This window comes from Brevibacillus sp. NRRL NRS-603, from assembly GCF_003013445.1.
Classification (GTDB): Bacteria; Bacillota; Bacilli; order Brevibacillales; family Brevibacillaceae; genus Brevibacillus; species Brevibacillus formosus.
In genome coordinates this window covers 634,668-658,407 of the sequence record NZ_PXZN01000012.1, presented here as the reverse complement: position 1 = coordinate 658,407, position 23,740 = coordinate 634,668, and the positions used below count along the sequence as shown (strand labels likewise).

General features: G+C 48.1%; 25 protein-coding genes and 1 pseudogene. 21 read left to right on the top strand and 5 right to left on the bottom strand.

The genetic code is table 11. The features are described 5' to 3' along the window. Positions 1–7: 7 nt before the first annotated feature. Both C7R94_RS10195 and C7R94_RS10190 read right to left on the bottom strand, forming a co-directional pair. Complete coding sequence (locus C7R94_RS10195) at positions 8–436, bottom strand: hypothetical protein (protein WP_106780640.1); 429 nt, start codon at positions 434–436, stop codon at positions 8–10. Between the two features lie 9 nt (positions 437–445). Next, positions 446–928, bottom strand: coding sequence for a hypothetical protein (locus C7R94_RS10190; RefSeq protein WP_233220517.1), 483 nt, complete (start codon positions 926–928; stop codon positions 446–448). Positions 929–1,144: 216 nt separating this feature from the next. Between C7R94_RS10190 and C7R94_RS10185 the strand changes: the two genes are divergently transcribed. The 5 genes from C7R94_RS10185 (at position 1,145) to C7R94_RS10165 (ending at position 6,786) form a co-directional block, all read left to right on the top strand. Continuing rightward, positions 1,145–2,491, top strand: a complete 1,347-nt coding sequence (locus C7R94_RS10185) for an NAD(P)-dependent oxidoreductase (RefSeq protein ID WP_106780635.1) — start codon at positions 1,145–1,147, stop codon at positions 2,489–2,491. A gap of 15 nt (positions 2,492–2,506) precedes the next feature. Beyond that, positions 2,507–3,784 (top strand): NAD-dependent dihydropyrimidine dehydrogenase subunit PreA, encoded by a 1,278-nt coding sequence (gene preA / locus C7R94_RS10180; RefSeq protein ID WP_106780633.1) that lies wholly within the window; start codon positions 2,507–2,509, stop codon positions 3,782–3,784. An 89-nt stretch (positions 3,785–3,873) separates the two neighbouring features. After that, positions 3,874–5,259 carry a dihydropyrimidinase gene (gene hydA, locus C7R94_RS10175; RefSeq protein ID WP_106780631.1) on the top strand — a complete coding sequence of 462 codons (1,386 nt, stop codon included), beginning with the start codon at positions 3,874–3,876 and terminating at the stop codon, positions 5,257–5,259. Between the two features lie 34 nt (positions 5,260–5,293). After that, a complete protein-coding gene (locus C7R94_RS10170) occupies positions 5,294–6,184 on the top strand; it encodes a nitrilase-related carbon-nitrogen hydrolase (RefSeq protein WP_106780628.1) in 891 nt (296 codons plus the stop codon). 89 nt (positions 6,185–6,273) lie between these two features. Further along, the gene (locus C7R94_RS10165; RefSeq protein ID WP_106780626.1) at positions 6,274–6,786 is read left to right on the top strand and encodes a hypothetical protein; all 513 of its coding nucleotides are present in this window, start codon (positions 6,274–6,276) and stop codon (positions 6,784–6,786) included. A 124-nt stretch (positions 6,787–6,910) separates the two neighbouring features. Here C7R94_RS10165 and C7R94_RS10160 read toward each other — a convergent pair. Then, positions 6,911–8,400 (bottom strand): annotated as a pseudogene (locus tag C7R94_RS10160) (NCS1 family nucleobase:cation symporter-1). A gap of 223 nt (positions 8,401–8,623) precedes the next feature. Here C7R94_RS10160 and C7R94_RS10155 point away from each other — a divergent pair. The 15 genes from C7R94_RS10155 (at position 8,624) to C7R94_RS10090 (ending at position 21,261) form a co-directional block, all read left to right on the top strand. Continuing rightward, positions 8,624–10,234 (top strand): ATP-binding protein, encoded by a 1,611-nt coding sequence (locus tag C7R94_RS10155; protein ID WP_106780624.1) that lies wholly within the window; start codon positions 8,624–8,626, stop codon positions 10,232–10,234. After that, positions 10,231–10,920 (top strand): response regulator, encoded by a 690-nt coding sequence (locus tag C7R94_RS10150; RefSeq protein ID WP_106780622.1) that lies wholly within the window; start codon positions 10,231–10,233, stop codon positions 10,918–10,920. Before C7R94_RS10155 ends, C7R94_RS10150 begins: the two co-directional genes overlap by 4 nt. 148 nt (positions 10,921–11,068) lie before the next feature. Next, positions 11,069–12,127: a tripartite tricarboxylate transporter substrate binding protein gene (locus tag C7R94_RS10145; RefSeq protein ID WP_106780619.1), complete on the top strand. Its 1,059-nt coding sequence runs from the start codon at positions 11,069–11,071 to the stop codon at positions 12,125–12,127. A gap of 47 nt (positions 12,128–12,174) precedes the next feature. Further along, positions 12,175–12,642, top strand: a complete 468-nt coding sequence (locus C7R94_RS10140; RefSeq protein WP_106780617.1) for a tripartite tricarboxylate transporter TctB family protein — start codon at positions 12,175–12,177, stop codon at positions 12,640–12,642. 18 nt (positions 12,643–12,660) lie between these two features. Beyond that, positions 12,661–14,187 (top strand): tripartite tricarboxylate transporter permease, encoded by a 1,527-nt coding sequence (locus C7R94_RS10135; RefSeq protein ID WP_106780614.1) that lies wholly within the window; start codon positions 12,661–12,663, stop codon positions 14,185–14,187. A gap of 109 nt (positions 14,188–14,296) precedes the next feature. Next, the gene (locus C7R94_RS10130; RefSeq protein WP_106780612.1) at positions 14,297–14,887 is read left to right on the top strand and encodes a GNAT family N-acetyltransferase; all 591 of its coding nucleotides are present in this window, start codon (positions 14,297–14,299) and stop codon (positions 14,885–14,887) included. 94 nt (positions 14,888–14,981) lie between these two features. Continuing rightward, a complete protein-coding gene (locus C7R94_RS10125) occupies positions 14,982–15,398 on the top strand; it encodes a DUF3054 domain-containing protein (RefSeq protein WP_106780610.1) in 417 nt (138 codons plus the stop codon). Between the two features lie 55 nt (positions 15,399–15,453). After that, the gene (locus C7R94_RS30820) at positions 15,454–15,585 is read left to right on the top strand and encodes a hypothetical protein (protein WP_255413062.1); all 132 of its coding nucleotides are present in this window, start codon (positions 15,454–15,456) and stop codon (positions 15,583–15,585) included. An 81-nt stretch (positions 15,586–15,666) separates the two neighbouring features. Further along, positions 15,667–16,029: a hypothetical protein gene (locus tag C7R94_RS10120; protein WP_047067516.1), complete on the top strand. Its 363-nt coding sequence runs from the start codon at positions 15,667–15,669 to the stop codon at positions 16,027–16,029. Continuing rightward, positions 16,013–16,636 carry a thiamine phosphate synthase gene (locus C7R94_RS10115; protein WP_106780607.1) on the top strand — a complete coding sequence of 208 codons (624 nt, stop codon included), beginning with the start codon at positions 16,013–16,015 and terminating at the stop codon, positions 16,634–16,636. The genes C7R94_RS10120 and C7R94_RS10115 overlap by 17 nt, the downstream gene beginning before the upstream one ends. Positions 16,637–16,639: 3 nt before the next feature. Continuing rightward, entirely contained in the window at positions 16,640–17,302 is a 663-nt protein-coding gene (gene thiE, locus C7R94_RS10110; RefSeq protein ID WP_106780605.1) for a thiamine phosphate synthase, read from the top strand. 85 nt (positions 17,303–17,387) lie between these two features. Beyond that, complete coding sequence (locus C7R94_RS10105) at positions 17,388–18,296, top strand: hypothetical protein (protein WP_106780603.1); 909 nt, start codon at positions 17,388–17,390, stop codon at positions 18,294–18,296. An 85-nt stretch (positions 18,297–18,381) separates the two neighbouring features. After that, a complete protein-coding gene (locus C7R94_RS10100; protein ID WP_047067507.1) occupies positions 18,382–18,672 on the top strand; it encodes an antibiotic biosynthesis monooxygenase family protein in 291 nt (96 codons plus the stop codon). Positions 18,673–19,032: 360 nt separating this feature from the next. Continuing rightward, positions 19,033–20,559, top strand: coding sequence for a two-component system sensor histidine kinase NtrB (locus tag C7R94_RS10095; RefSeq protein ID WP_106780601.1), 1,527 nt, complete (start codon positions 19,033–19,035; stop codon positions 20,557–20,559). A 192-nt stretch (positions 20,560–20,751) separates the two neighbouring features. After that, positions 20,752–21,261, top strand: coding sequence for a hypothetical protein (locus C7R94_RS10090; RefSeq protein WP_106780598.1), 510 nt, complete (start codon positions 20,752–20,754; stop codon positions 21,259–21,261). Between the two features lie 11 nt (positions 21,262–21,272). Here the strand turns inward: C7R94_RS10090 and C7R94_RS10085 are convergent, their stop codons facing one another. Together C7R94_RS10085 and C7R94_RS10080 are read right to left on the bottom strand one after the other, a co-directional pair. Continuing rightward, the gene (locus C7R94_RS10085) at positions 21,273–21,959 is read right to left on the bottom strand and encodes a response regulator (protein WP_047067501.1); all 687 of its coding nucleotides are present in this window, start codon (positions 21,957–21,959) and stop codon (positions 21,273–21,275) included. Beyond that, entirely contained in the window at positions 21,956–23,191 is a 1,236-nt protein-coding gene (locus C7R94_RS10080; protein ID WP_106780595.1) for a sensor histidine kinase, read from the bottom strand. Before C7R94_RS10080 ends, C7R94_RS10085 begins: the two co-directional genes overlap by 4 nt. Positions 23,192–23,363: 172 nt before the next feature. On the opposite strand from C7R94_RS10080, the gene C7R94_RS10075 reads away from it, so the two are divergent. Next, positions 23,364–23,696: a MarR family winged helix-turn-helix transcriptional regulator gene (locus C7R94_RS10075; RefSeq protein ID WP_233220516.1), complete on the top strand. Its 333-nt coding sequence runs from the start codon at positions 23,364–23,366 to the stop codon at positions 23,694–23,696. Positions 23,697–23,740: the final 44 nt, after the last annotated feature.

The window sequence follows — 23,740 nt, the reverse complement described above, 5'->3', positions numbered from 1 at the left end:
GCACGGATTATCGTTCTTTTTTGGTGCTGATGGGCGAGCTGGCTGCTTCCTTCTCAGCCAGATACGATCGCATGCCTCGAACGAACAACTCGCGAAGGACTTCCTGCTGCGTTTTGCTGCTGACGAGAGAGCGAATGAGCTCCAGCTCAGCTGCCAATTCTGAATCAAGGTGAAGGTTGACAGTCTTCCCTTTGATTCGAGGGTGCAGCTCGTAGTACCCCGTTGATTTTTTTACGATTCCTTCGAAGCCAACAGCTTCGTCCAGCCACTCCCGGTCGGGGATATACAAGCATGGTGCTTCTAAAATAATATGGGTCAGTTCTTCGCTAAATCGAATGGCGAGGGTCTGGCCCTTTTTTTTATGCAAGTCGCGGATTTGTCTTGATCTCTCTTGATTGGCAACTGTATTTTCCAGCGTGATTACGGCCAGTTCCATAGTGCCTCCTTATGGGATAAGCAGTTCTTCTTCTGGTACCTCCAACAATACTTCTCCCGTTTTTTCCAATTGAACTTGGTAGATGAAGTGCTGATCGCTTCGTTCGATGGAGGTGATGATCCCCCAGCAGCAAGTGCTCTCTCTTGTGAGCTGGACACGATCCAATACCTCGTAGCTCGGGCGAAGATACCCTTTTTTATATAGATAAGTGAGTACGGATTCTCGAGGAAAAAGAAATCGTTTGTTCCCTTGTTTACTGACCAAAAGGGGGAAGGTCTCCCGTTCGTCTATCCAATCCCCTAAATAGCCTTGATCTGCCCAGCGTTTGACGGTAGCCATACTGCCGACACGGCCAGCTTTTGTCTCCAGGATTTCGAGTATTTCGCGCGAAGAGAGAAACGCTTTGCGCCTTTCGAGTTGCGTCAGGTAGTTTTTGCGCTCAGTTTCCAATTGTCTGAGAAGCGCATGTGCTTCCACGATTTTTTGTTTCAATACCCTGATCTCCAGGTCGTAATCCTTCATACGGAACGGCCCTTTCTTCCTTGTTTGTTTTTATCCTATTCGAATATGAAATCATTCATGTCAATCCAAGTAGATTGATTTCGTTTCCTCACTAGCCAAATACGAAATGTAACAATCATAAAAAAGCGATTTCACACATTGATTAATAGCAAGCATGTTTAGATCTGGTGAGGAGGTTATGGACAGATGAGCATTCCCAATGAGCTCGCGAAAAAATTCGCGGAAGTCGTGCCTGCCCTAAAACCGATGGAAGCCATCCATGAGGCGAATCGTTGCTTGTATTGCTACGACGCACCCTGTATTAAGGCTTGTCCCACGTCGATTGACATCCCTTCCTTCATCAAAAAAATTGCAACCGGGAACTTGTTCGGATCAGCCCGGACCATCATGGAATCGAATCCCGTTGGGGCGAGCTGCGCGCGCGTATGTCCAACTGAGGAGCTGTGTGAGGGTGCCTGTGTGCTAAATTCAGCTTCCAAGCCAATCATGATCGGGCTTCTCCAGCGTCACGCGACAGACTGGGCAATCCAAAATCAAGCAACGCTTTTTTCAAGAGGCGAAGCAAATGGAAAACGGGTAGCCATCGTCGGAGCGGGCCCGGCGGGATTATCAGCAGCGCGTGAGCTTGCACGTCTCGGCTACGCGGTTACGGTTTTTGAAGCCAAAGAAAAGGCGGGAGGATTGAACACGTACGGCATCGTCTCGTTCCGTCTGCCGCAGGAAATTTCGCTATGGGAAGTAGAGCAAGTAGAGGCTTTGGGGGTAGAGATACGTACCAATACGCGAATCGGCGTGGATGTAGCGTCAGAAGAGCTATTGGACCAGTATGATTCCGTCCTGTTGGCAGCCGGTATGGGCAATGTCCCTCAGCTGAATATCCCGGGAGAAGAACTGGAAGGTGTCCTCGATGCGATTGCTCTCGTGGAGGAGACCAAGACCAAGCCACTGTCAGACGAAATGCTCGGCAAAAAAGTCGTCATCATTGGTGCGGGGAATACGGCGATTGACGCTGCCACCTGTTCCAAACGGCTGGGTGCTGACAACGTCCAGATTTTGTACCGCCGGACGGTTCAGGAGATGTCCTGTTATCAGTTTGAGTACGAATTCGCCAAACAAGATGGCGTTGAATTTCGCTGGCTCGTTGCCCCAACCCGTGTACTCGAGGAAAACGGTCGGGTGAAGGGATTGGAACTGGTACGTATGGAGCTGGGTGAGCCGGATGAGAAAGGAAGAAAGCGTCCAGTAGAAATTCCGGGCAGTCATTTTGTCATCGAGGTAGATTATGTCGTCAAAGCGATCGGACAAAACAGACATCTGTCTTTGATTGAAGCGTTTGGGCTCCAGCATCGCAATGGGATTGTTGAGGTCGAGGAGGGCACCTATCGAACCTCGCATGTCAAAGTTTATGCGGCGGGCGATGTGATTTTTGGTGGAGGCAAGACTGATGCGATGGTAGTCGATGCAGCCAATCACGGGAAACGAGCGGCTCATGCTATCCACCAATCGCTCCGTGATCAAAAACAGCCAGTATAAAGGAGGAGACCTATCATGGCAGATCTCAGCATTAATCTGGCGGGGATCCAATCCCCGAATCCATTCTGGTTGGCCTCTGCGCCGCCGACCAATTCAGGCTACCAAGTACAGCGTGCTTTTGAAGCGGGCTGGGGTGGCGCGGTCTGGAAGACACTCGGAGAGCCGATCATCAACGTCACCTCTCGCTTTGCTGGTCTGAACTTCGGGGGACAGCGCGTCTTTGGTTTCAACAACATTGAACTGATTACGGACAAACCGCTTGAGGTCAATCTGAAGGAAATGGATGAAACAAAGCGCCGTTTTCCAAAGCACACTTTGATTGCTTCGCTCATGGTTGAACATAAACGGGAAGCTTGGCACGAGATTGTCAAAAAAGTGGAGGCAATCGGTGTGGATGGTCTGGAACTGAATTTCGGCTGTCCGCACGGCATGGCAGAACGCGGGATGGGCTCTGCGGTCGGTCAGCATCCAGATTTAATCCGGCAACAGGTCGAATGGGTAAAAGAAGTCGCCCAAACTCCGGTCATCGTCAAGCTCACCCCAAACATTACGGACATTCGCTTTACTGCACGCGCTGCGAGTCAGGGGGGAGCCGATGCCATCAGCATGATCAACACGATAAATAGCTTGATGGGGGTTGATCTCGACAAATGGCTGCCGATCCCACACGTGGATGGAAAAGGGGCGCACGGCGGCTATTGTGGACCAGCAGTCAAACCAATCGCCCTGAACATGGTTGCAGAATGTGCACGCGATCCCAAGGTTGGTCTCCCGATCTCTGGCATTGGAGGAATCTCTGATTGGCGCGATGCCGTTGAATTTTTGCTGATGGGAACAACGGGTGTTCAAGTATGCACAGCCGCCATGCATCATGGATTCCGGATCGTGGAAGACATGATTGATGGGCTTACCAATTACCTGAATCAGCGCGGAATTGCCTCCGTGATGGACATTGTCGGAAAAGCGGTGCATACGTACTCGGATTGGGGCCATCTGAATCTGAATTACAAGGTCGTGGCGCGTATCCATGAAGAGACCTGTATCAATTGCAACAAGTGTCATATCGCTTGTGAGGACACCTCGCATCAATGCATTGATATTGTTCCTGATGCAGCAACTGGCAAAGAGCGCTTGGTCGTAAGAGAAGAAGATTGTGTAGGCTGTAATTTGTGCTCTATCGTTTGTCCAGTGGAAGGAACAATTGAGATGGTCGAAATCCCGAGCAACAAAGCCCCTCTTAGCTGGAATCAGCGGCAGGCTGCTTTGGCTGCGGGTGGCAGTTGCGAGCTGTAAACCAGTCATGTTTACGGCGTGGGGAGCATAGCGTGTACAAGAGAAGGCATGTCTACTCGGTGACGGGTTGAAGGGGAGATGATCATCGGATGAAAAAATGGATTCGAAATGGCACAGTCGTGACAGCGTCAGACACGTATCAGGCGGACATTTTGATCGAAGGGGAGAAGGTAGTCGCAATCGGCTCCAATCTGGATGTGAAAGATGCCGAAATGATCGATGCTACCGGATACTATGTTTTCCCAGGTGGGATTGACCCACATACCCATCTCGATATGCCTTTTGGCGGAACGGTTACTTCCGATAACTTTTATACTGGCACGAAGGCCGCGGCATTTGGAGGGACGACGAGCATCATCGATTTTTGCCTGACGAATAAAGGGGAGCCATTGCATTCATCCATTTCCACCTGGCACGAAAAGGCAAGGGGCAAAGCGGTCATTGACTACGGCTTCCACCTGATGGTTTCGGATGCGAACGATCAAGTGCTCGAGGAATTAGGAGCAGTTGTACGAAATGAAGGAATTACTTCGCTCAAAGTATTCATGGCCTACAAAAATGTGCTGATGGCCGATGATGAGACGCTATTTAAAACGTTGGTTCGGGCTAAGGAACTAGGTGCCCTTGTACAGGTCCATGCAGAAAATGGAGACGTTCTAGATTATCTGATTAAGCAGGCGATTGCAAAAGGGCAGACAGACCCCGTGTACCACGCCTACACTCGTCCACCTGAAGCAGAAGGAGAAGCGACGGGACGTGCGATTGCACTTACTGCACTGGCAGATGCCCAGTTGTATGTCGTGCATGTATCGTGTGCAGAGGCAGTGCGCCGGATCGCAGAGGCTCGCGAAAAAGGATGGAATGTGTACGGGGAGACATGCCCGCAATATTTGGTGCTCGATATTACGGACCTACAGAAGCCGGGCTTCGAAGGGGCGAAGTACGTCTGGTCCCCCCCTCTCCGGGAAAAGTGGAATCAGGACGTCCTGTGGAGCGCGTTGAAAAACGGCATCTTGCAAACGGTTGGCTCTGATCATTGCTCCTTTAATTTTTCCGGACAAAAAGAATTGGGGTTAGGGGATTTCACGAAAATCCCGAATGGCGGACCAATCATTGAGGACCGGATGCGCCTCCTCTTCTCGGAAGGGGTAGCAAAGGACAAGATCAGCCTCAATCAGTTCGTCGATATGACCTCAACAAAAGTAGCCAAACTGTTCGGGATGTTCCCGCAAAAAGGAACGATTGCGGTAGGCTCGGACGCAGATATCGTATTGTTTGATCCAACGGTGAAGCGTACGATTTCCGTTGAAACTCACCATATGAATGTCGACTACAATCCATTTGAAGGGATGGTGGTGAATGGCGATATCATCTCGGTGCTTTCGCGCGGCTCGTTTGTCATTCGCGATCAGCAATTCGTCGGTCAAGCCGGGGCTGGGCGCTTTGTAAAACGATCAACCTTTGCAAGACCGTAATAAGGGAGAGCGTAAAAAGGCGAGGAGGGCGTTTATGGCAGATATCATTCGCATCGGCTTGATTCAGGCGAAAAACGATGTCCACGGAGACGAACCGGTTCATTTGCACAAAGAAAAAGCCATTGAAAAGCATGAGAGGATGGTGCGGGAGGCGGCAGCCAATGGGGCACAAATCATCTGTCTGCAAGAAATTTTCTATGGCCCGTATTTTTGTGCCGAACAGCAACCGAAATGGTATGAGTCAGCGGAAGAAGTTCCAAATGGACCAACTGTGCAACTGTTCTCTTCCCTTGCGCGTGAGTTAGGAACCGTACTCATTTTGCCTGTATACGAACGCGTCGGGATTGGTACGTATTACAACACTGCCGCTGTGATTGATGCGGATGGCACGTATTTGGGCAAATATCGCAAGCAGCATATTCCGCATGTTGGTGTGGGCAGCAGCGGGTGCGGATTCTGGGAGAAATATTACTTTAAGCCCGGCAATCTCGGGTATCCCGTTTTTGAAACCGCTTATGCCAAGGTCGGGGTCTATATATGCTATGACCGCCATTTTCCGGAAGGCGCACGATTGCTTGGCTTGAACGGAGCAGAGATTGTATTCAATCCGTCTGCAACGGTAGCTGGTTTATCCGAATACTTGTGGAAGCTCGAGCAGCCTGCTCATGCCGTAGCCAACGGTTACTATGTGGCTGCGATCAATCGGGTAGGGACAGAAGCACCGTGGAACATGGGAGAGTTTTACGGACAATCGTACTTGGTCGATCCGCGCGGGCAATTTGTCGCTATGGGGAGCCGGGATCAAGACGAGGTCATTCTCGCTGAAATGGACCGCAACAAAATTCATGAGGTGCGGGATACGTGGCAATTTTATCGGGATCGCCGACCGGAGACCTACGAAGATATGGTAAAGCTTTTACCTTAATACAAGAGTGAGGGAGGTGCCGGAAACGCGCCTTCCTCCTTTTCACATCATAGGAAGAATTCCATCAGAGTCAAAAGGAGCGTTCAGGGATGAGGCAGATTGTATACCGAGGGGTCGAATACGGCGAGGGACTTCGCGTCGTGAAAGCGCAAAAGTATGAAAGGGCAGAACGGCGTCATTTTACAAACGGTGCCAGTGCAAAGGCAGTGTTTGGCGCTGGTGTTTACCTGGTGAGCAATCCGGAAATCGCCGCACAATATGCGATTTGTCATGCAGAGACCAATGGGGAGAAGGCAGTCGTGCTGAGCCAGCAGCTACAATTGCAGGGTCTCGTTTGTTTGGACGAGCGCTACGGGGAAAATGAACTCCGCATCGATGCATTGCGTGCTGCTTTTTCCGAAGAGGAACTCGAACAGAGACAAAACGAAATGGGCTATGAAGAGTGGCTGGAATGGACAGGGGATAAGGTTCGAGCGTATTTGATTGCCTGTGGATACCGGGGGATTCGGTATCGGATCAGCCCGGAGCTAACGTATTACATTTGCTATGAGCCTGACGTTCAAATTGAAGAGATTGCGATTTTATCTGTGCTCGATGTGTGAGAAAGAGACACCAAAAGTTGACGTGATTACTGGAATTGCTCCCCAAACGAATATGCTGGCGCAAAACGCAAACGAAAGACTGGCTGCCCCGTTGGGTTTGCCAGTCTTTTTTGGTAGCTTGCTATTAGGAAGCAATCGTTTGTTTGTTGTTTGCCGTGATTTTCTCGTAATCATTGGCACTCAAGATCGAGCCATCATTTTTCATCATCCACGTGTAAATCACGAGTGAAATCAATAGTCCGACAGTCCAAGCGTTGTCCCAAATAATGGTTAAGCCCGGAATGTATTTGCTTATAAAAGGAATCGCAATCCCGATTAGCATCGCCCAGATGGCTCTGCCATTAAAGCCCGTTTTGTAGGTGTAAATTCCGTTTGTTTTGTACAACTCTGTTAGATGAATGCGCCGCTTGCGCACGAGCCAATTGCAGCGATGGCTATTCCATCGATCGGGCCTAGCAAGGCTCCGTAAGTTCCGAGCCATAAAAAGATGTAGTTGCCGAAGTTCTCTAAAATGTACCATGGCTGCATCAAGAGTGACACGACCCCGGCGATGATGGCGCCAGCTTCATACGAGAGACGGCGAGGGGCCAGATTCTCCACTGCTCGGGCGGGAGCAACGATATTGGCCGCTACGTTGGTCGTCAATGTGGCAAGAATAATTCCAATCGTTCCAAGGAAAATGGCGAAAGGCGAGAATTTGGCCAAGACGGCGGCAGGGTCCCACAACGCTTCTCCGTAAATAACAACGGTTGCAGAGGCGACGGCAACTCCTATGAACGAGAAGAAACCCATCGTGGTCGGCAGCGAAGAGGATTGTCCGATGACTTGGGCTTTTTGACTTTTGGCATACCGACAGAAATCCGGAATGTTGAGGGCCATCGTTGCCCAAAACGCAATGGCTCCCGTCAATGCTGGGAAGAAAACCTTCAGGAAATCTGCAGTGGAAGTAAATTTTGAAGGTGCCGAGAGCATCGGTCCCCAACCGCCTGCTTTCGTAAGCGCCCAAACGAGGAGAGCCAAGCTCATAATGATTAGGACGGGAGCAGCCCAAGCCTCCATTTTTTTGATCGTTTCTGGACCGCGGTAAGCGACCCATACGTTTAACAGCCAAAAGCCGAAGAAGGATATCCAGAGATGTCCGGGAACATTTGCCCAGCCTGTCATCGACATGAGGAGTGTATCGATGGCAGCACCTCCGAACCAACAGTTGATGCCAAACCAGCCAGCACCAATCAAACCGCGTGCGACAGCGGGGATGTGCGCTCCTTTGGAGCCGAACCAGAGGCGCGCAAAAACTGGATACGGAATGCCAAATTTCGTCCCGGCATGAGAGTTGAGAAGAATGGGAATAAGGACAATACAGTTACCGAGGATGATCGTCAAAATGGCCTGCCACCAGTTCATACCCAAGGAAATTAACCCTGCCGCCATCGCATACGTCGGCAAACAAATCGACATACCGATCCACAAGCTGGCGAAGTTGTAAGATGTCCAGGTGTGTTCTGCTGTCCTCGTCGGCCGAAGACCTTCATTATAAAGCGGACTGTTCTTGATTGTTTCTTCGCCTTCTTTCGTCAGGGTAACAATTCCATTTGATACCGTCTGCGTCTTCACTTCTTTCCCTCCTTTGCTTTTCAAGATGTCTCGTATTCGGACAAGCGCCCTAGTTTGTCTTGAATACAAGTTGTAACATTATATTGGGGGAAAGAAGGCCTAATACCTGATTTTTCGTCGTAAAAAGACAGCCTGCAACGACAAGCTTCGCCATTGACATTGGGAATGATTCTACCTTTTTACCTAAGTGGGATGGTAAGATGAAGCAAGGGGGGAGCCAGCTGTGACGACAAGAAAAATCCAAATGTCTTTGCAAACGAGAATGATCTTATTGATTACTATCGTCATTATTCTGATTGTTTCGTCAATTGGAGCGGTGTTTTCTTCCATTGTTGCGTCTTCAATTGAAGAGCAGGTGGGCAAAAAAGCATTAAGTGTGGCGAAGGTTGTTGCCAGTGATCCTGAGCTGCGCAGTGCTTTTTCAAGCGATTACCCTCCTGCGCTCATTCAACCTATCGCTGAAAACGTCCGTGTGCAAACCGGAGCAGAGTTTGTGGTCGTGGGAAACCATGAGGGAATTCGGTATGCGCATCCGATTCCGGATCGGATTGGAAAGGAAATGGTCGGAGGAGATAACGAGCCGGGACTCTCGCATGGTCAATCTTACATATCAAAGGCGGTCGGCAGCATGGGACCATCATTGCGAGGGAAGGTGCCGATCAAAAATGATAAAGGGGAAATCATCGGGATCGTTTCCGTTGGGTTCCTGCTCGAAGATATCGAGGAGGCTATTGACCTCTACCAAGACCGCATATTAATTTTGACTCTTCTCGCCTTATTATGTGGTGTTGCTGGTGCCATTGCACTCAGTCGTTATTTAAAGCGCTTAATTTTGGGATTAGAGCCTGAAGAGATTGCATCTTTGTACGTAGAGAGAAATGCAGTACTGGAGTCAGTTCGCGAAGGTATTGTGGCGATTGACCGCAATAAACGGATCACGATGATGAACAAGGCTGCTATTCGTATTTTGAACTTACCGGAAGAAGAGTTTCATCGCAAAGAAATCGTTGAAGTGCTTCCAGACAGCCGCATGCCCGAAGTGCTGGAGTCAGGTGAGCATCAATTAGATCGCGAGTCCATCATGAGCGGAAAAGAAATTATTGTGAATCGACTTCCAATCAAGCTCGGAGGGAAGGTCGTAGGAGTAGTCAGCAGCTTTCGTCCCAAATCGGAAATTGACCAGCTAGCTTCTGAATTGTCCCAAGCGAGGCGTTATGCAGATGTACTTCGCGCCCAAACACATGAATTTCACAATTTGTTGTATACCATTTCCGGTTTGTTGCAGCTTGGCTCTATTCAGGAAGCAGTCGAGTTGATAACGAGTGAAACGTCCGCACAGCAAGAGATGATTTTGTTTTTGGCGAAGCAAATTCCCGATCCGTTAATAGGTGCTTTGTTGTTAGGCATGCACAATCGAGCCAAGGAGCTGAAAATTCAATTTGTCATCCATCACGACAGTCACTTGAAGGAGCTCCCCCCGACTATCAACCGACAGCAGATCGTGGTTTTATTGGGGACCCTTATCCAAAATGCATTGGAAGCTGTTAATGAACCAAGTGTCGAGCACAAAAGAGTGGAGTGTTATTTGTCTGACACGGGTGATGAGATCATGTTCGAAATTGAGGACTCAGGACCGGGAGTTGGGGAAGAACTGCGAGAAAAAATATTCGAGCACGGTTTCTCAACGAAAAAAGGCGAAGATCGTGGAATTGGTCTGGCCAAGGCGCATGGAATTATTAACGAATTGGACGGCTATATTCTCGTTGGCAAAAGCGAGCTAGGAGGCGCGCTTTTCACAGTATCCCTACGCAAAAGAATGGAGGTGGCGTCTTGAGGAAGCTGGAGGTTCTCATCGTAGAGGACGATATGCGGATTATCGATATCAACAAGCGATTTGTCAGCAAGATTGAAGGTTTTGAAGTCATTGCTACAGCAACGAATGGGACGGATGCCAAAGAATTACTGTCTTGTACCCGCCCTCATCTCGTTTTGTTGGATGTGTACTTGCCAGACATGCTGGGAACGGAGCTGGTCTGGTATATTCGTCAACATTACCGTGAAGTAGACGTGATCATGATCACTGCAGCCAAGGAAATGGAAATGGTCCAGGAAGCGCTGCGCGGCGGAGTATTCGATTATATCGTCAAGCCGCTGGTTTTCGAGCGCTTTCGTGAACGGTTGGAAAGCTATCGCAAGCATGTCATCCAGACGAGAGAAGCTGTCGAGGTAGACCAGGAAGTCATTGACCAAATGCTGACCAGAAGATTAGTCGCGCCGAGAAATCGGGATGTGCTTGCACCAAAAGGAATTGATCTTTTAACGCTGGAAAAAGTAATCGAAGCGATCAGACAGACGGGAGACAAGGGGGTCTCGGCGGAGGAGATTGGCCGCGAGATTGGAACCAGTCGAACAACGGCCCGAAGGTATTTAGAATACTTGGTCTTGGAAAAAAAGGCGCGTGCTGACTTGATTTATGGCACCGTTGGCAGACCGGAAAGAAAATATCGCTATCTTCCGTAATGTTCCATGAACAATATGAACAAAACGTGATTAATTTTCAAAATAGACCTTATGCACGAAAACTATTCCCCCTACCTTCCGCGATGGTACATTATGTGCAAGCGTGATAGCGCTTACAAACAAGCGGGTTAAGGGGGATATTTGTTTGATGAAAAGAAAAAAAGTGCTAATTACAGTGTCTACTTTTCTTACACTAGCATTGGCTGCTTGTGGTGGAGGTGCTGGAAATACGGGAACGGCAAGTCCAGGAGCGCAACCAGCTCCATCGACGCAGCCTGCCGCAGAGGCATCCAAATACCCAGAAAAGCCGATTGTGTATGTAGCTCCATCCGGTGCAGGTGGGGGCTGGGATAAGACAGCTCGCTCGGTAGCAAAGGTGTTGGCGGAAAGCAAGCTGGTGACAGAAACCATCACAGTAGAAAATAAGCCGGGTGGCGGGGGAACCGTGTTCTTGGCTGAGTATGTAAGCAAAGACAAGGGCAATCCTTATAAATTATTTGTTAGCTCTCCTCCTATCTTGATTAACAATAACAAAAAAGAAGGGAACAGCCCATTTGGCTACAAAGATGTCACACCATTGGCGCAAATGACGAAAGATTTCGGCACGCTCGTTGTGAAAGCGGATTCATCACATAAGGATATCAAGAGCGTGCTGGACGCGATCAAGGCTGACCCAAGCAAAATTACGCTGGCAGGTGGCTCTGCTCCAGGATCGATGGACCATCTGATCGGCGTATTGCCAGCAGCTAAATACGGAATTGATCCGAAAAGCGTCAAATACGTTTCGTATGACGGCGGCGGGGAAGCAATGGCCGCCTTGTTGGGCGGCAATGCGGACATCATTGCAACGGATGCTTCCAGCGTGGGGGAATATTTGAAAGCAGGGAAAATCCGCGTACTGGGCGTTACTTCTGATGAGCGTCTCGGTGGCGATCTGAAAGATATTCCGACGTTAAAAGAGCAAGGTATTGATGCGACGTTCACGATTTGGCGCGGTGTTTTCGGACCAGCTGATATGCCAGCAGACGCAAAGGCTTACTGGGATGCAAAGCTGAAAGAACTTTCCACGCACGAGGCATGGACAAAAGAATTAGCTGCAAACGGTTGGGAAAGCGAGTACAAGGACGCGGCTGCTTTCTCAGCATTCTTGGACGAACAAGATAAGCAGGTCAAAGAACTGTTGACATCACTTGGGATGTCGAAGTAGGGAGAGGAGGGGCATCCCCTCCTTTTTCCACACCTTAGGAGGTATACATGAACCTGATGTTTGATCGTATCGGCAGCCTGATTTTTGCGCTAGTAGGTGCACTCTTTATCGCTGAAAGCCAAAATATTTCGTCTAGTGCATACGGAAGCCAGGTTGGGCCAAATATGTTTCCACTCGGACTTGGTGCCATCCTGATCTTATTGAGCTTGCGACTGTTATGGGAGACCTATAAGAAAGGCGTGGGTGCTTCCTCATCCGAGTCACAGAGTCCACTGCGATACAAGCGGTTTTTATTTATTTTGGCTGCGACAGTCTTGTATGTTTTGTTGTTAGAGAAACTCGGTTATGTCATCTCGAGCTTCGCTTTTCTTTTGTACGCCTTCACCATGATGGGAAGTAAAAGCGTCCTGAAATCGGGAATCGTTGCCCTGCTGTTTTCAGTAGGCGTTTATGTCATCTATGTGCATGTACTAAAAGGTACGCTTCCAGGACTACCTGCCTGGCTAGGCGTCTAGGGAGGGGGATAGATTAGCATGAGTGCCTTGCAATTTTTGGCGGATGGTTTTCTCGTTGCCTTACAGTGGCATAATCTTGTCTTTGCCTTTATTGGCGTCCTGATCGGTACTGCGGTAGGGGTTCTTCCCGGCATCGGTCCAATGAGCGGCGTCGCGTTATTGATGCCCGTTACGGCTTCCTTGACCTCTGGCTTACCTCCTGAAAGTGCGGCGGCTAGCGCACTGATTTTGTTGGCAGGCGTTTACTATGGTGCGATGTACGGTGGTTCCACAACGTCTATTTTGTTAAATACGCCGGGGGAATCCTCATCTGTCGTTACGACATTGGACGGTTATCAAATGGCCAAACAAGGACGTGCTGGTGCAGCGCTGTCGATTGCGGCTATCGGATCTTTTGTTGCAGGGCTCGTAGCATTGATTGCCCTCGTGTTTTTGGCTGATCCATTATCAGATCTGGCTTTGAAGTTCGGCCCTGCTGAGTATTTCTCTCTCATGCTGCTGGGCTTGTGTGCCGTAAGCGGACTTGGTGGAAAATCCATGACCAAAGCCCTCATTATGACAGTCATGGGGCTCTTGCTTGCGACCATAGGGATGGATACCGTATCGGGCGTGGCGCGATTCACCTACGATATTCCTGATTTGTATCAAGGCCTAGAGTTCCTTACGATAGCGGTTGGTTTGTTCGCTCTAGGAGAAGTGTTCAAGACAATTTTAGAAGACGATCAATCGACCAAGGAGATTATTAAAGTGGGGCGAGTACTCCCTACCAAGAAAGATTTGAAAGAAAGTGCCGGACCGATTACACGCGGCTCGTTACTCGGATTTTTCATTGGTGTTTTGCCTGGTGCTGGCGCTACCCTCGCATCCTTCTTTTCGTATATTTTTGAGAAAAAACTGAGCAAAGATCCTAGTCGTTTTGGAAAAGGAGCGATCGCAGGTGTAGCAGCTCCGGAGTCTGCAAACAATGCTGCTTCTGGCGGTGCGATGATTCCACTGTTGACGTTGGGCATTCCTGGCTCCGGTACCACTGCGATTTTGATGGGGGCATTATTGATGTATAACGTACAGCCGGGGCCACTATTGTTTAGTGATCATCCGCAGATTGCTTGGGGATTGATTGCAAGTATGTTTATCGGCAATGTCATGCTGTTGATTTTGAACATGCCATTGGTAAAAGTATTTGCCAAAATTATTGAAACACCATCCCATTTCCTGCTTCCTCTCATTATCGCGATATCCGTTTTCGGTGTGTACGCTGTGCAAATCAGTACGTTTGACTTGATTTTGCTTCTGATTTGTGGAGTAGCTGGCTATTACCTGACGAAAAACGATTTTCCGCTGGCACCGCTCGTCCTCGGCCTTGTGTTGGGACCGATGATTGAAAATAACATGAGAAGAGCGTTGACCACCTCGAATGGTGACTTTTCCATCTTTTTGACAAAGCCGCTTTCCGCTGCTTTTCTGGTTTGTGCGCTTCTGTGGCTGCTAATTCCTATCTTCTTAAAGCGCAGAGGGAAGCAAGTCATTATTAGTGAAGAAGCGTAACATCCTGTTATTTGTCTTGACAGTGTCCTCGCGAGCCCGTATCATTGGAAAAATTTCGGGAAGCTGTTCTGCTTGATAGATGAAGCAGAACAGTAGAGGAGAGACAGACATGTTAAATATTGAACCTGTAATCTTGGAAGGCAAGCTGGTCCGATTGGAGCCGCTTAGAATGGCCCATGTGGACAGTATCTGGAAAGCAGGCGCCTATGAAGAGATTTGGCCGTATATGTCCGTTACCATTCGAACAAGAGAAGATGCTCAGGCTTTTATCCTGCAGGCTTTAAAAAATGAACAAGCCCAAGTGGAATTGCCATTCGTTATTATTCGCCAAACAGATGAGCAGGTTATCGGGAGCACGAGATTTTTAGGAATAGCGAAAAAGGATCGCGGATTGGAAATCGGGTTTACATGGCTGACCCCATCCGTCTGGAAAACGGGCGTCAATACGGAATGTAAATGGCTTCTCCTGCACCACTGCTTCGAACAGCTAGGGTGTATTCGCGTACAGCTCAAGACAGATTCGCGAAATTTGAATTCGCAACGTGCCATCGCTCGAATCGGTGGCATTAGAGAAGGAGTCCTGCGCAATCATATGGTGATGCCAGACGGATACATTCGCGACTCGGTATACTTCAGCATACTCGATCGTGAATGGCCAGAAGCCAAGCAAAAGCTGCAATTGTTGCTGTTTGGTGAATAAAGGCTTGGATTGATTGAAGGGCGTTCAGAGCATGTGTACAATAGGGGTGAACCAAGAGGGTTTACTCTGACAAGACCCGGAAAAGAGGGTATACATGAGACTGCGTTTGTCGACACCGGGCTATTTATTGTTGCTCGGGGATCTGATCGCCTTTGTGTTTTTTGTTTATTACGGAAAAATCATTCATAACTACCCTGTCACGGTCATGGGGATTATCGAAACATTAGCACCTTTCCTCGTGGGATGGATCATCGCGATTCTGCTTTTCAAGAGCTACGGACAGCGAACGTATGAATCTGCGGGTCGACAATTATTGTCGGCGCTGCTTACGTGGACGCTAGCAGCACCGATTGGCTTGCTGATTCGCTCTTGGTGGACTGGTGTACCGACTACGCTTATTTTTGCAGGTGTGACTTATTTCATTACCCTGGCGTTTTTGCTCGGGTGGCGTGTACCGTTCGCCATCGGCTACGCGATCTACAAACGAAAGAGACTACTCCCAACCAGCTAATAAAGTGACCCGAATTGGTTACGCTATCCTATGAATGACCTAGGAGGTGAATCAATTGGGAAAGAACAACAACAGCAAAGACCTCGGGAAAAATCGTGGTAAAACGCTGGATGAAAATGATCGCAACACAAATTTGCGACAATCGAACCATAATGATCGAAATGAAGGAACTGCAAAAGACCGCTGAGCAATCAGCGGTTTTCTTAATGGATACAGGTCATGATGTGATATAATAGATTTTGTTTTTCTAGCGAGTGGAGGGAAACGTATGACGGAACCGATGCAGAATGTACAGCCGGTGACCTTGTCGTCACAGGCGTTTTTACTTTTGTGTAGACTATATGATGGCTGCTATGACGAATTGAAGCAAAATGAGCAGGTTCGCGAACTCGTGGAGTCCATCGGTGATATTTTGTTGGCGGGTGTAGAGACATTGGAGAAACAGGAAACCAAGCCGAAAAATATTACTTTTCCACTTACCGTGCAACAAGCTTTTTTCTTGCGTCGGCTCGTGATTGAGCTGTTGGCTCAGTCGCCGACGGACAAAGAAGACCGAACGACTCAATGGCTGCAGGAATGTGTGACAGCACTCGCTGGGGGCGGTGTCCAACCTGATGTCAAGCACTCGTGAGCTGCATGTGATTACGAGCGGTCGGCATTCGCTTGATGATGTATTGCGAATGGCAGAAGCTGCTTTTGCAGGTGGTATGAACTTTTTACACATACGGGAAAAACAGCGTACCGCAAAGGAATGCATGGACTGGGTAAAGGCATTGGCGAATGTCATCCCCCTTTCGTCCTTGATCGTGAATGATCGGGTGGACGTGGCAGCTGCGTCGGGTTGTGCTGGTGCTCACCTGGCATACCATAGTCTGTCTCCTATGGAGGCGAGAATGGTGCTGAAGACTGGTCAAAAAATAGGGCGTTCCGTCCATTCCGTGGAGGAAGCACAGCAAGCCATTGCCGCAAAAGTCGATTATTTGCTCTACGGGCATATTTTTGCGAGTGGTTCGAAGCCTGGTCTTGCACCAAGAGGGACAATTGAACTCGCGCAATTGACGGCAAAATGGCAAGTGCCGATTATCGGACTCGGCGGAGTTACTCCGGATCGGACTGCGCAAGTTTTGGAAGCAGGTTGTGCGGGCATTGCTGTCTTATCGGGGATCACCGATGCAACTGATGCCAAGTCAGCAGCCAGCGCTTATCGAGAGGCATTGGATCGTTGGGAGGGAAAATAAAGCATGCGAAATATACAAAGACTTCGGGAAAAGATGGGTGTCTACTTTGTCGTTGGTACGCAGGATTGCGGGTATTCCAGCGAAAAGACCGTGCAAATTGTGGAAGCAGCATTACGCGGAGGAGTGGGCACGCTTCAGCTACGTGATAAAGGAAGCAAGCTGACTGCTCGGGAACAATATGAGCTGGGCAGACAGCTGCAACAGCTATGTCGTGACCATGACACTTTATTTTTTGTGAATGACGATGTGGATCTGGCGATTCGCTTGCAGGCAGATGGCGTCCATGTCGGGCAAGATGACATGGCGTTGGCAGATGTAAGAGCCAAAGTTGGTTCCGAGATGTACATCGGTGTTTCTGCAGGTACGGTCGATGAGGCGCTCGCTGCCCAAAACGGTGGCGTCGATTGTATCGGTGTAGGGGCGATGTTCGCGACACGTTCCAAGGCAGATGCTGGAGAGCCTATCGGACCAGCGGGGCTAGCGGAGATCCGTAAGGCAGTCGGGAATGATTTGCCTATCGTCGGGATTGGTGGCATTACACTGGAAAATGCTGCTGAAGTGCTTGCTGTTGGAGCGGATGGGGTCGCGATTATCAGTGCGATCAGCCAGGCCGAATCACCTGAAGAAGCATCGCAAGCGCTTCAGCGGATTGTACGATCCCGTTAGCACGGACAAGGCGACGATTACATATGGTAGGGTAATAGAAACAAACCAGTGATGCAATAATGGCCAACAAAAGGAGGTGAAGCCGATGAAAAATCGGATTTACCGCATCGGATATGAATGGGTGAGCAAGCGGGAATTGCTCGAGCGATTGCTCATGACCGACTGTATTCTTATCGAACACAAGCGAATGCATCCTCCACAGGAGGATCAAGATACGGAATTGCCACCAGAGAAGGAAATTCATGCTGTTTTGGTTCGCAGCCAGCGCCGCCCGGGCGAATGGGTGACGTTTAACGGACTATACGAAATACAGACGAGAGAGCCCATTCCCTGGATAGATTCACCGCTGGAGTACCATCAATTCGGAGTAGAATTGGTTCCTGGTAATATTCGCAGGGAAAAGGCGCCTCAAGGGAGGATACCAGCGCGAACCAAGCTGCAAATCGCAGCCGTGCGACAAGATACAGTCTTTGTCACGGTTCCTGGGCATCCATCTCGGCGTTACGAAATGTCGTTGGCTCACGCGCGTTTTGCCAAGGATAACCCGACAGAATTGGAAATGAAGCTGCAAGTATACGCTTTTCCTCCACGTAACGATATTTTTGTGGATTGGTTATTGAAAGAAGGGCGCAAAACAGGAATCATTACGCGCCCTAATCAGGAAAGGGTAGAAAAATCAGCTTTTCAGGTGTGGGAAGATCTACGCCAAGAATACGGCATTAGTGTCAGCGCGGCATTGATTGCGATTAAACAGGCACTCATAGTTCTGGATCGTGCTGGTGTCGAGACAGACTTCCCTTACCCGCCTCAAGAGCGATCGGATATATCTTTGTTCAGCGAATCGGAGCGAGATGCCTTTTATTCCTACCAATCCGTTCGATGTGCGATGGCTGCTGTCGCTGCCCTGCTGACGGTAGACCCGAAAGATCCGTTGCAGGATACACTTTTGATGGATATCATGCTCGAGCAACAAATTAACCGCAGGCGCGAATAGCGTTTGCGGTTTTTAGGTTTTTCGGCAAAGTAGTAGTATAATGGGAGATGGTAGATAAACCCAATGAAAAGGACGTGTGACCATCATGTATGTATCCATGAACAGACTGACTGTACCAGCAGACTACCAATCCCATTTGGAACGTGCATTTGGTAATGGAGGAGAACGGATGAAGGAGGTTCCTGGTTTTTTGGAGTTCCTTTTCCTGGCACCTACGGAAGGTGACGAATACATCGTCTTTACGAAATGGACAGATGAAGAATCGTTTAAAAATTGGACAGAAAGCGAGGCTTTCAAGCGCGCGCATACAGGAACCAACCCTAATAGTCCGGTTAAATCGGATTTGCGCAACTACGCTGTCAAAGCCCATTCATAAAGTGAAAGCATTTGTCTCTACGGGGGCAAATGCTTTTTGGATGGTTGAATAATAAACATCCTTGACCTTTTTATGCTCGATCGTGATATGATAGAAAATGTTGGGAAAGCGGTTTCAGTCAAACACGTTCAGGAGGTGAGGGTGTCCGAAAAAGGAGATAAAAAGCGCGTGATCATAGGATGCTAGCCGAGATTGTTTGTCTGTAAGGATAAGAAGAGAACCTGATTGGATGGTGTCATTCCCTGCACCAGGATATCATCAAGCCGCTTTACATCTTGTCTCATTTACGTCCATAATAGAGCCTATACATACTTGGAAAAATAGCCTCAATGAAGCACGGAGAAAAGGAGCCAGAGTGTTTTGAAAAATCGAATAAGTAAGTATCTTACTCATTTGGTCCCTGCGGCGGTGGCCAAGACGTTTTCCTTTCTTTCAGATCATCATTACTCTGCTTTGCTTCTAGAAGACCGCGAAAATACAGAGGCTTTGTTTGTTCAACAAATCACGAAATGGATTGAAGTAGTAAAAGTAGTCGACACGTATGCATTCGAGCGAGAATGGAGTGAAATTGCGTACAAATTTTCGTTGGTCGGAATGAACCTTACGTATATGCAGCAATTTCTGCGCAAGTGTCGAGACGTTATTATTGAAGAAATGAATAACAACGCATTTTCTCTTGCCTCGACGGATATGGAGCGAGTAGAGCTTTTACAGGCACAGATTCGTCTCTATCAATCGATGGACTATATTTTGCATCAAATGGACGATGTCTTCAACAAAAACTCACATCAATTTCCGGTTGAGAAAACAGCATCTTCTCTTACAAGTTCGGCTAAAGGAGAAGATGTTACAATGCTCGCTGAACAGGAGCTTGTCCAATTGGTTTTGCAGTCCAGTGACATTGCCGTCTTGATGATCGACCGCCAGTTCAGGGTCATTGAAGCGAATTACGCTGTCTGTCATTTATTTGGCGTAGATCGGGATCAACTCATTGGTCAAAACATTGATCATGCCCTTCGTCCTCATGTAAGCGAGCGTTTTGTCCAGTGGGTGATTGAACGCGGGCAGTCTGGCCATTATGTTGCGGAATACAGAGGCAAATGGACGACAGTGAGTACGAGTCCCATTTATTACGGCACAGAGATGTGGGGAGCAATCGCCGTTCTTCGGAATGTTACGGAAAGCAAAAAGTACGAAGAAGAATTGAGCAAGCGTGAAGCGCTGGCAGCAGTTGGACAACTTGCTGCTGGGATGGCACATGAGATTCGCAATCCACTGACAGCCATCAAGGGCTTCATCCAGTTGTTGAGGGAGCAAGGAGAAGCAAATCGCAGTGAATCTTATTTTTCTGTTATCTTAACGGAAATTGAACGCATTGATGGGCTATTGAACGATGTCCTTGTTTTGGCCCGGTACAGGGATGATAAAATCGTATCGGAACGTTTCTTAGTGATGGACGAATTATATGGCGTCATTCGTTTACTGGAGCCAGAAGCAAATCGAAGAGGAATCAAGCTGGAGCTGGACATTGCACAAGGCGAGTGGCATGTGTTTGGTCATCGTTCACGAATCAAGCAAGCCATCCTGAACATCTTGAAAAATGCGCTTGAAGCATTGATGACCCAAGGCAACCTCGTTCATGTGAAAGTATACTCATCTCTCAATCAAGTAATCATTGTTGTGGAAGACAACGGACCTGGTCTGTCAGATTCTTGCCTGCAAAATTTGTTCGTTCCTTTTTATACGACCAAACAAGAAGGAACGGGGTTGGGTTTGTCTACGACACAACGCATCATCGCGGATCACGGTGGCGAACTCTATGCGGAAAACTCTCCGAAACTGAAAGGAGCCCGCTTTGAGATTCGTTTACCTCTTTCCATTTCCTAAAAAATACAATAGGGAATGTGACTGTAGACGGATCGAATATCCGTCTTTTTTTATGTTCGAATGAGTGAATAGTCCTATTCTCGAAAAAGTTGCAAGTCTTTCGAATCAATCTTTTTGTAAGCTGTTGTCAAGGTCTGTCGATCAGTGGAATAATTTACAAAACGGTTACAATTTGAACGGAGTTGAACAACGGTGATTCGGATGCTGAAAAAAAACGAAACGAGGTGGAGCTACTGGGAGGTTTGGTATGAGGAATCAGAGCACCTTTATACCGTTCATTACGGAAATGTAGGGGAAATTGGCGACTATTTTGCTGTAGTAGCGGAGCAGATCGAGGGAAGGCCTGATGAGGTTTTTCAGAGCTGGGCAGAAGAGATGAAAGAACAAGGATATCAAGTTATGAAAGAGAACGATTTCCACCCAATGATCATTCGCTTTCCCCATTTGTGTGAATCAGAGATTGAACTGCGCTATTTGATTGAACAGCTGTTGGACGAATGCTTGGGAAAGACAGGAAACGGTCACAGCGACGGTGGGGAAGACAGTGAGAGGACGTTGGCAGTGATTTGCCGGGTGATCGATGCGAAGAAAGCGGCTGCTGCCGTATTTGAAGCGATGTCCAGCGCACAGCTGGGCGAAGAGGTTTTCATCAGCATAAAGCAGGAGGATGGAAACTTGATTCCACTTAATCCTCCTGCCTAAAACTGTCTGATTTATTTCACGATTTTGTGCCGCAGAGCTTTTGCCACTGCCTGGGTACGATCCTCGACGCCCATTTTTTGCAAGATCCGATGCACGTGCGTTTTTACAGTGCCTTCGGATATGAACAAGTTTTGCGCAATCTGATCATTTCGATAGCCGTCTGCGATCTGTTGAAGTACATCCAGCTCTCGATCCGTGAGCTCATCTAGCAAGACTGATGGGGAGGTGGTAGTCGAATCAGGTGTCTCACGTTGACCTTGCAGAGCTTCGGCAAGGGCTTTTGCAGCGGTAACGGTATGGAAGAGGGCTTCTCCCTGGTGTGCTCTGCGTATTAGATCAAGCATTTCCTGAGAGTCAGCATCCTTTAGCATATAGCCAACGGCTCCAGCACGAATTCCTTCCACCACATAATTGTGATTGTCAAAAGTGGTAAGAATCAATACCTTCGTGCGAGGATGCTGCTGCATGATTTCTCTTGTGGCCTCAATACCCGACTTGTTGGGCATTTGAACATCCATCAAAACGACGTCGGGTGCAAGGGCGCCAATCAGTTCGACAGCTTCTACGCCATCAGAAGCTTCCCCAATTACTTCCATATCAGATTGCATTTGAATGACATAACCTAACCCTTGGCGAATCATGGTTTGGTCATCTACTAGGACCACGCGAATGGCTCCTTCTTTTTGTTTACCGGTCATGTTCGCATGCTCCTTTCAGGTTCAGTCTGGCGAATCGGAAAGCTGAAATCGAGTTGGAATCCGTGGGGCTCTCGAATGCGATACGCGAGAGTTCCGTTTAATAATTGAATCCGTTCAGATATGCCAGTTAGGCCAAAGCCAGGTTTGATTTTTTGGTCACTCGTGATGCTTCCATCGTCTCGGATGGACAACAAAAGGATGTCCTTCTTTTGTTCGATGATGACGAGAATTTCTTTTGCATCAGAATGACGTAGGGAATTGGTAATCGCTTCTTGCAAAATTCGATAAAACGTTATCGTCATTTCCTGAGAGAGCGGGACGTCCAGATCGGAGCATATTAGCTCCATCTTTATTCCTGTATGCTTTTGAGCCTGAGACAATAGTGCTCGCAGAGGCGTAAGCCCCAAGGAGGTTTTATCCAAAGCCAGAGTATGGACAGACGTGCGAATATCCTCCAGACTTTGCTTGGCAACACCGAGCATGTTGCGCACGGCTTCTTGGGCGTTGTCAGGTCCATCCTGCAACATATACTTCAGGGCATGCAGCTGGACAATGAGTGAAGTCAAACTGTGACCCAATGCATCGTGGATATCACGGGCAATTCTCGTTCGTTCCTCAAGAACCGCTACTTGAAGGGAATGGAGCGCCGCTTCTTGAAGTTGTAAGTGTGCCTCTTGCAACTCTGTATGAGCTTTTTGCAGCTGCTCCAGGTGCTGTTGGTTGGTTTCATATGCTTCTGTTTGAATCCGATAGCCACGTGCGCCGATATAGCACCCCACATACGTAAGAATATAAGAGATAATGTGCGTGAATTTCAGGTTTTCTTCAAAATATAAAAAAAGCGTACTACACGTACCAAAAAAAGTAGCATAAGCCAACGCACGGCGTCCATGAACGTGAAAACCGATAAAAACAGCGAGTGGGAGCATCAAGCCGAAACCCTCTCCCCCCAAGATGAGGGACTTTAGTATGGAAACGATCCCAAGCACAACTGTCACTAATTCGAATTGGAAAGGCTTCCATTTTTTCTTGGAAGTCCAAAATACCACAAGGTAACAAATAAATAGTACAATGGTAAGGGAAAATTGCAACGGAGTTTCCCTTTTAAATGAATCAGGAAGCAAAGCTAATACAATTAAGATGGAAAACCACATGATCAGTAAACGTTTTTGTATGGCTTTCATCATTATCTTCAACAATGAGAAGTCCTTCTTTCTCTGCCGGATAATCACTTAACTTCATTCTAGCATGCGTTGTCGTCTATCTCCAGATAGATAAATCCTTGTCAGAAATCTACCCCTGGGTAGACTTCACTACATATACATTTCAGTAGAATTATTTTTGGGAAATAAACGATTAGTATGGGTGTGAAGTGGTTAAGTAAGGATGGCAAGGGAGGTTCTTATGAAAGAACTGATTCAGTTGGCAAAACTCCTGCAAGAAGCCAGTGTTTTGTTTACCACGATTTCTGAGCAAGAACTGGATACAAGTGATGTAACCTGGCAACAGGTCTTGATTCTAGAGCAGCTTGGAAACGGGCCAAAAACGATGGGGGACATAAGTAAGACTGTCGGTCTTTCATACAGCACAACTTCCGGTCTTATTAACCGGTTGGAGCAGGAAAACCTGGTACGCAGGTTCCGAGACCAAGCAGATCGACGAGTTGTGTGGGTGTCACTGACAGAGCGTGTATACCAACAGCAAGATGTGAAATGGGGAAATTCACAAACCGTTTAAAAATGGTTTCACCCCTTTATATTTCGTTAAACGAAATGTTACTG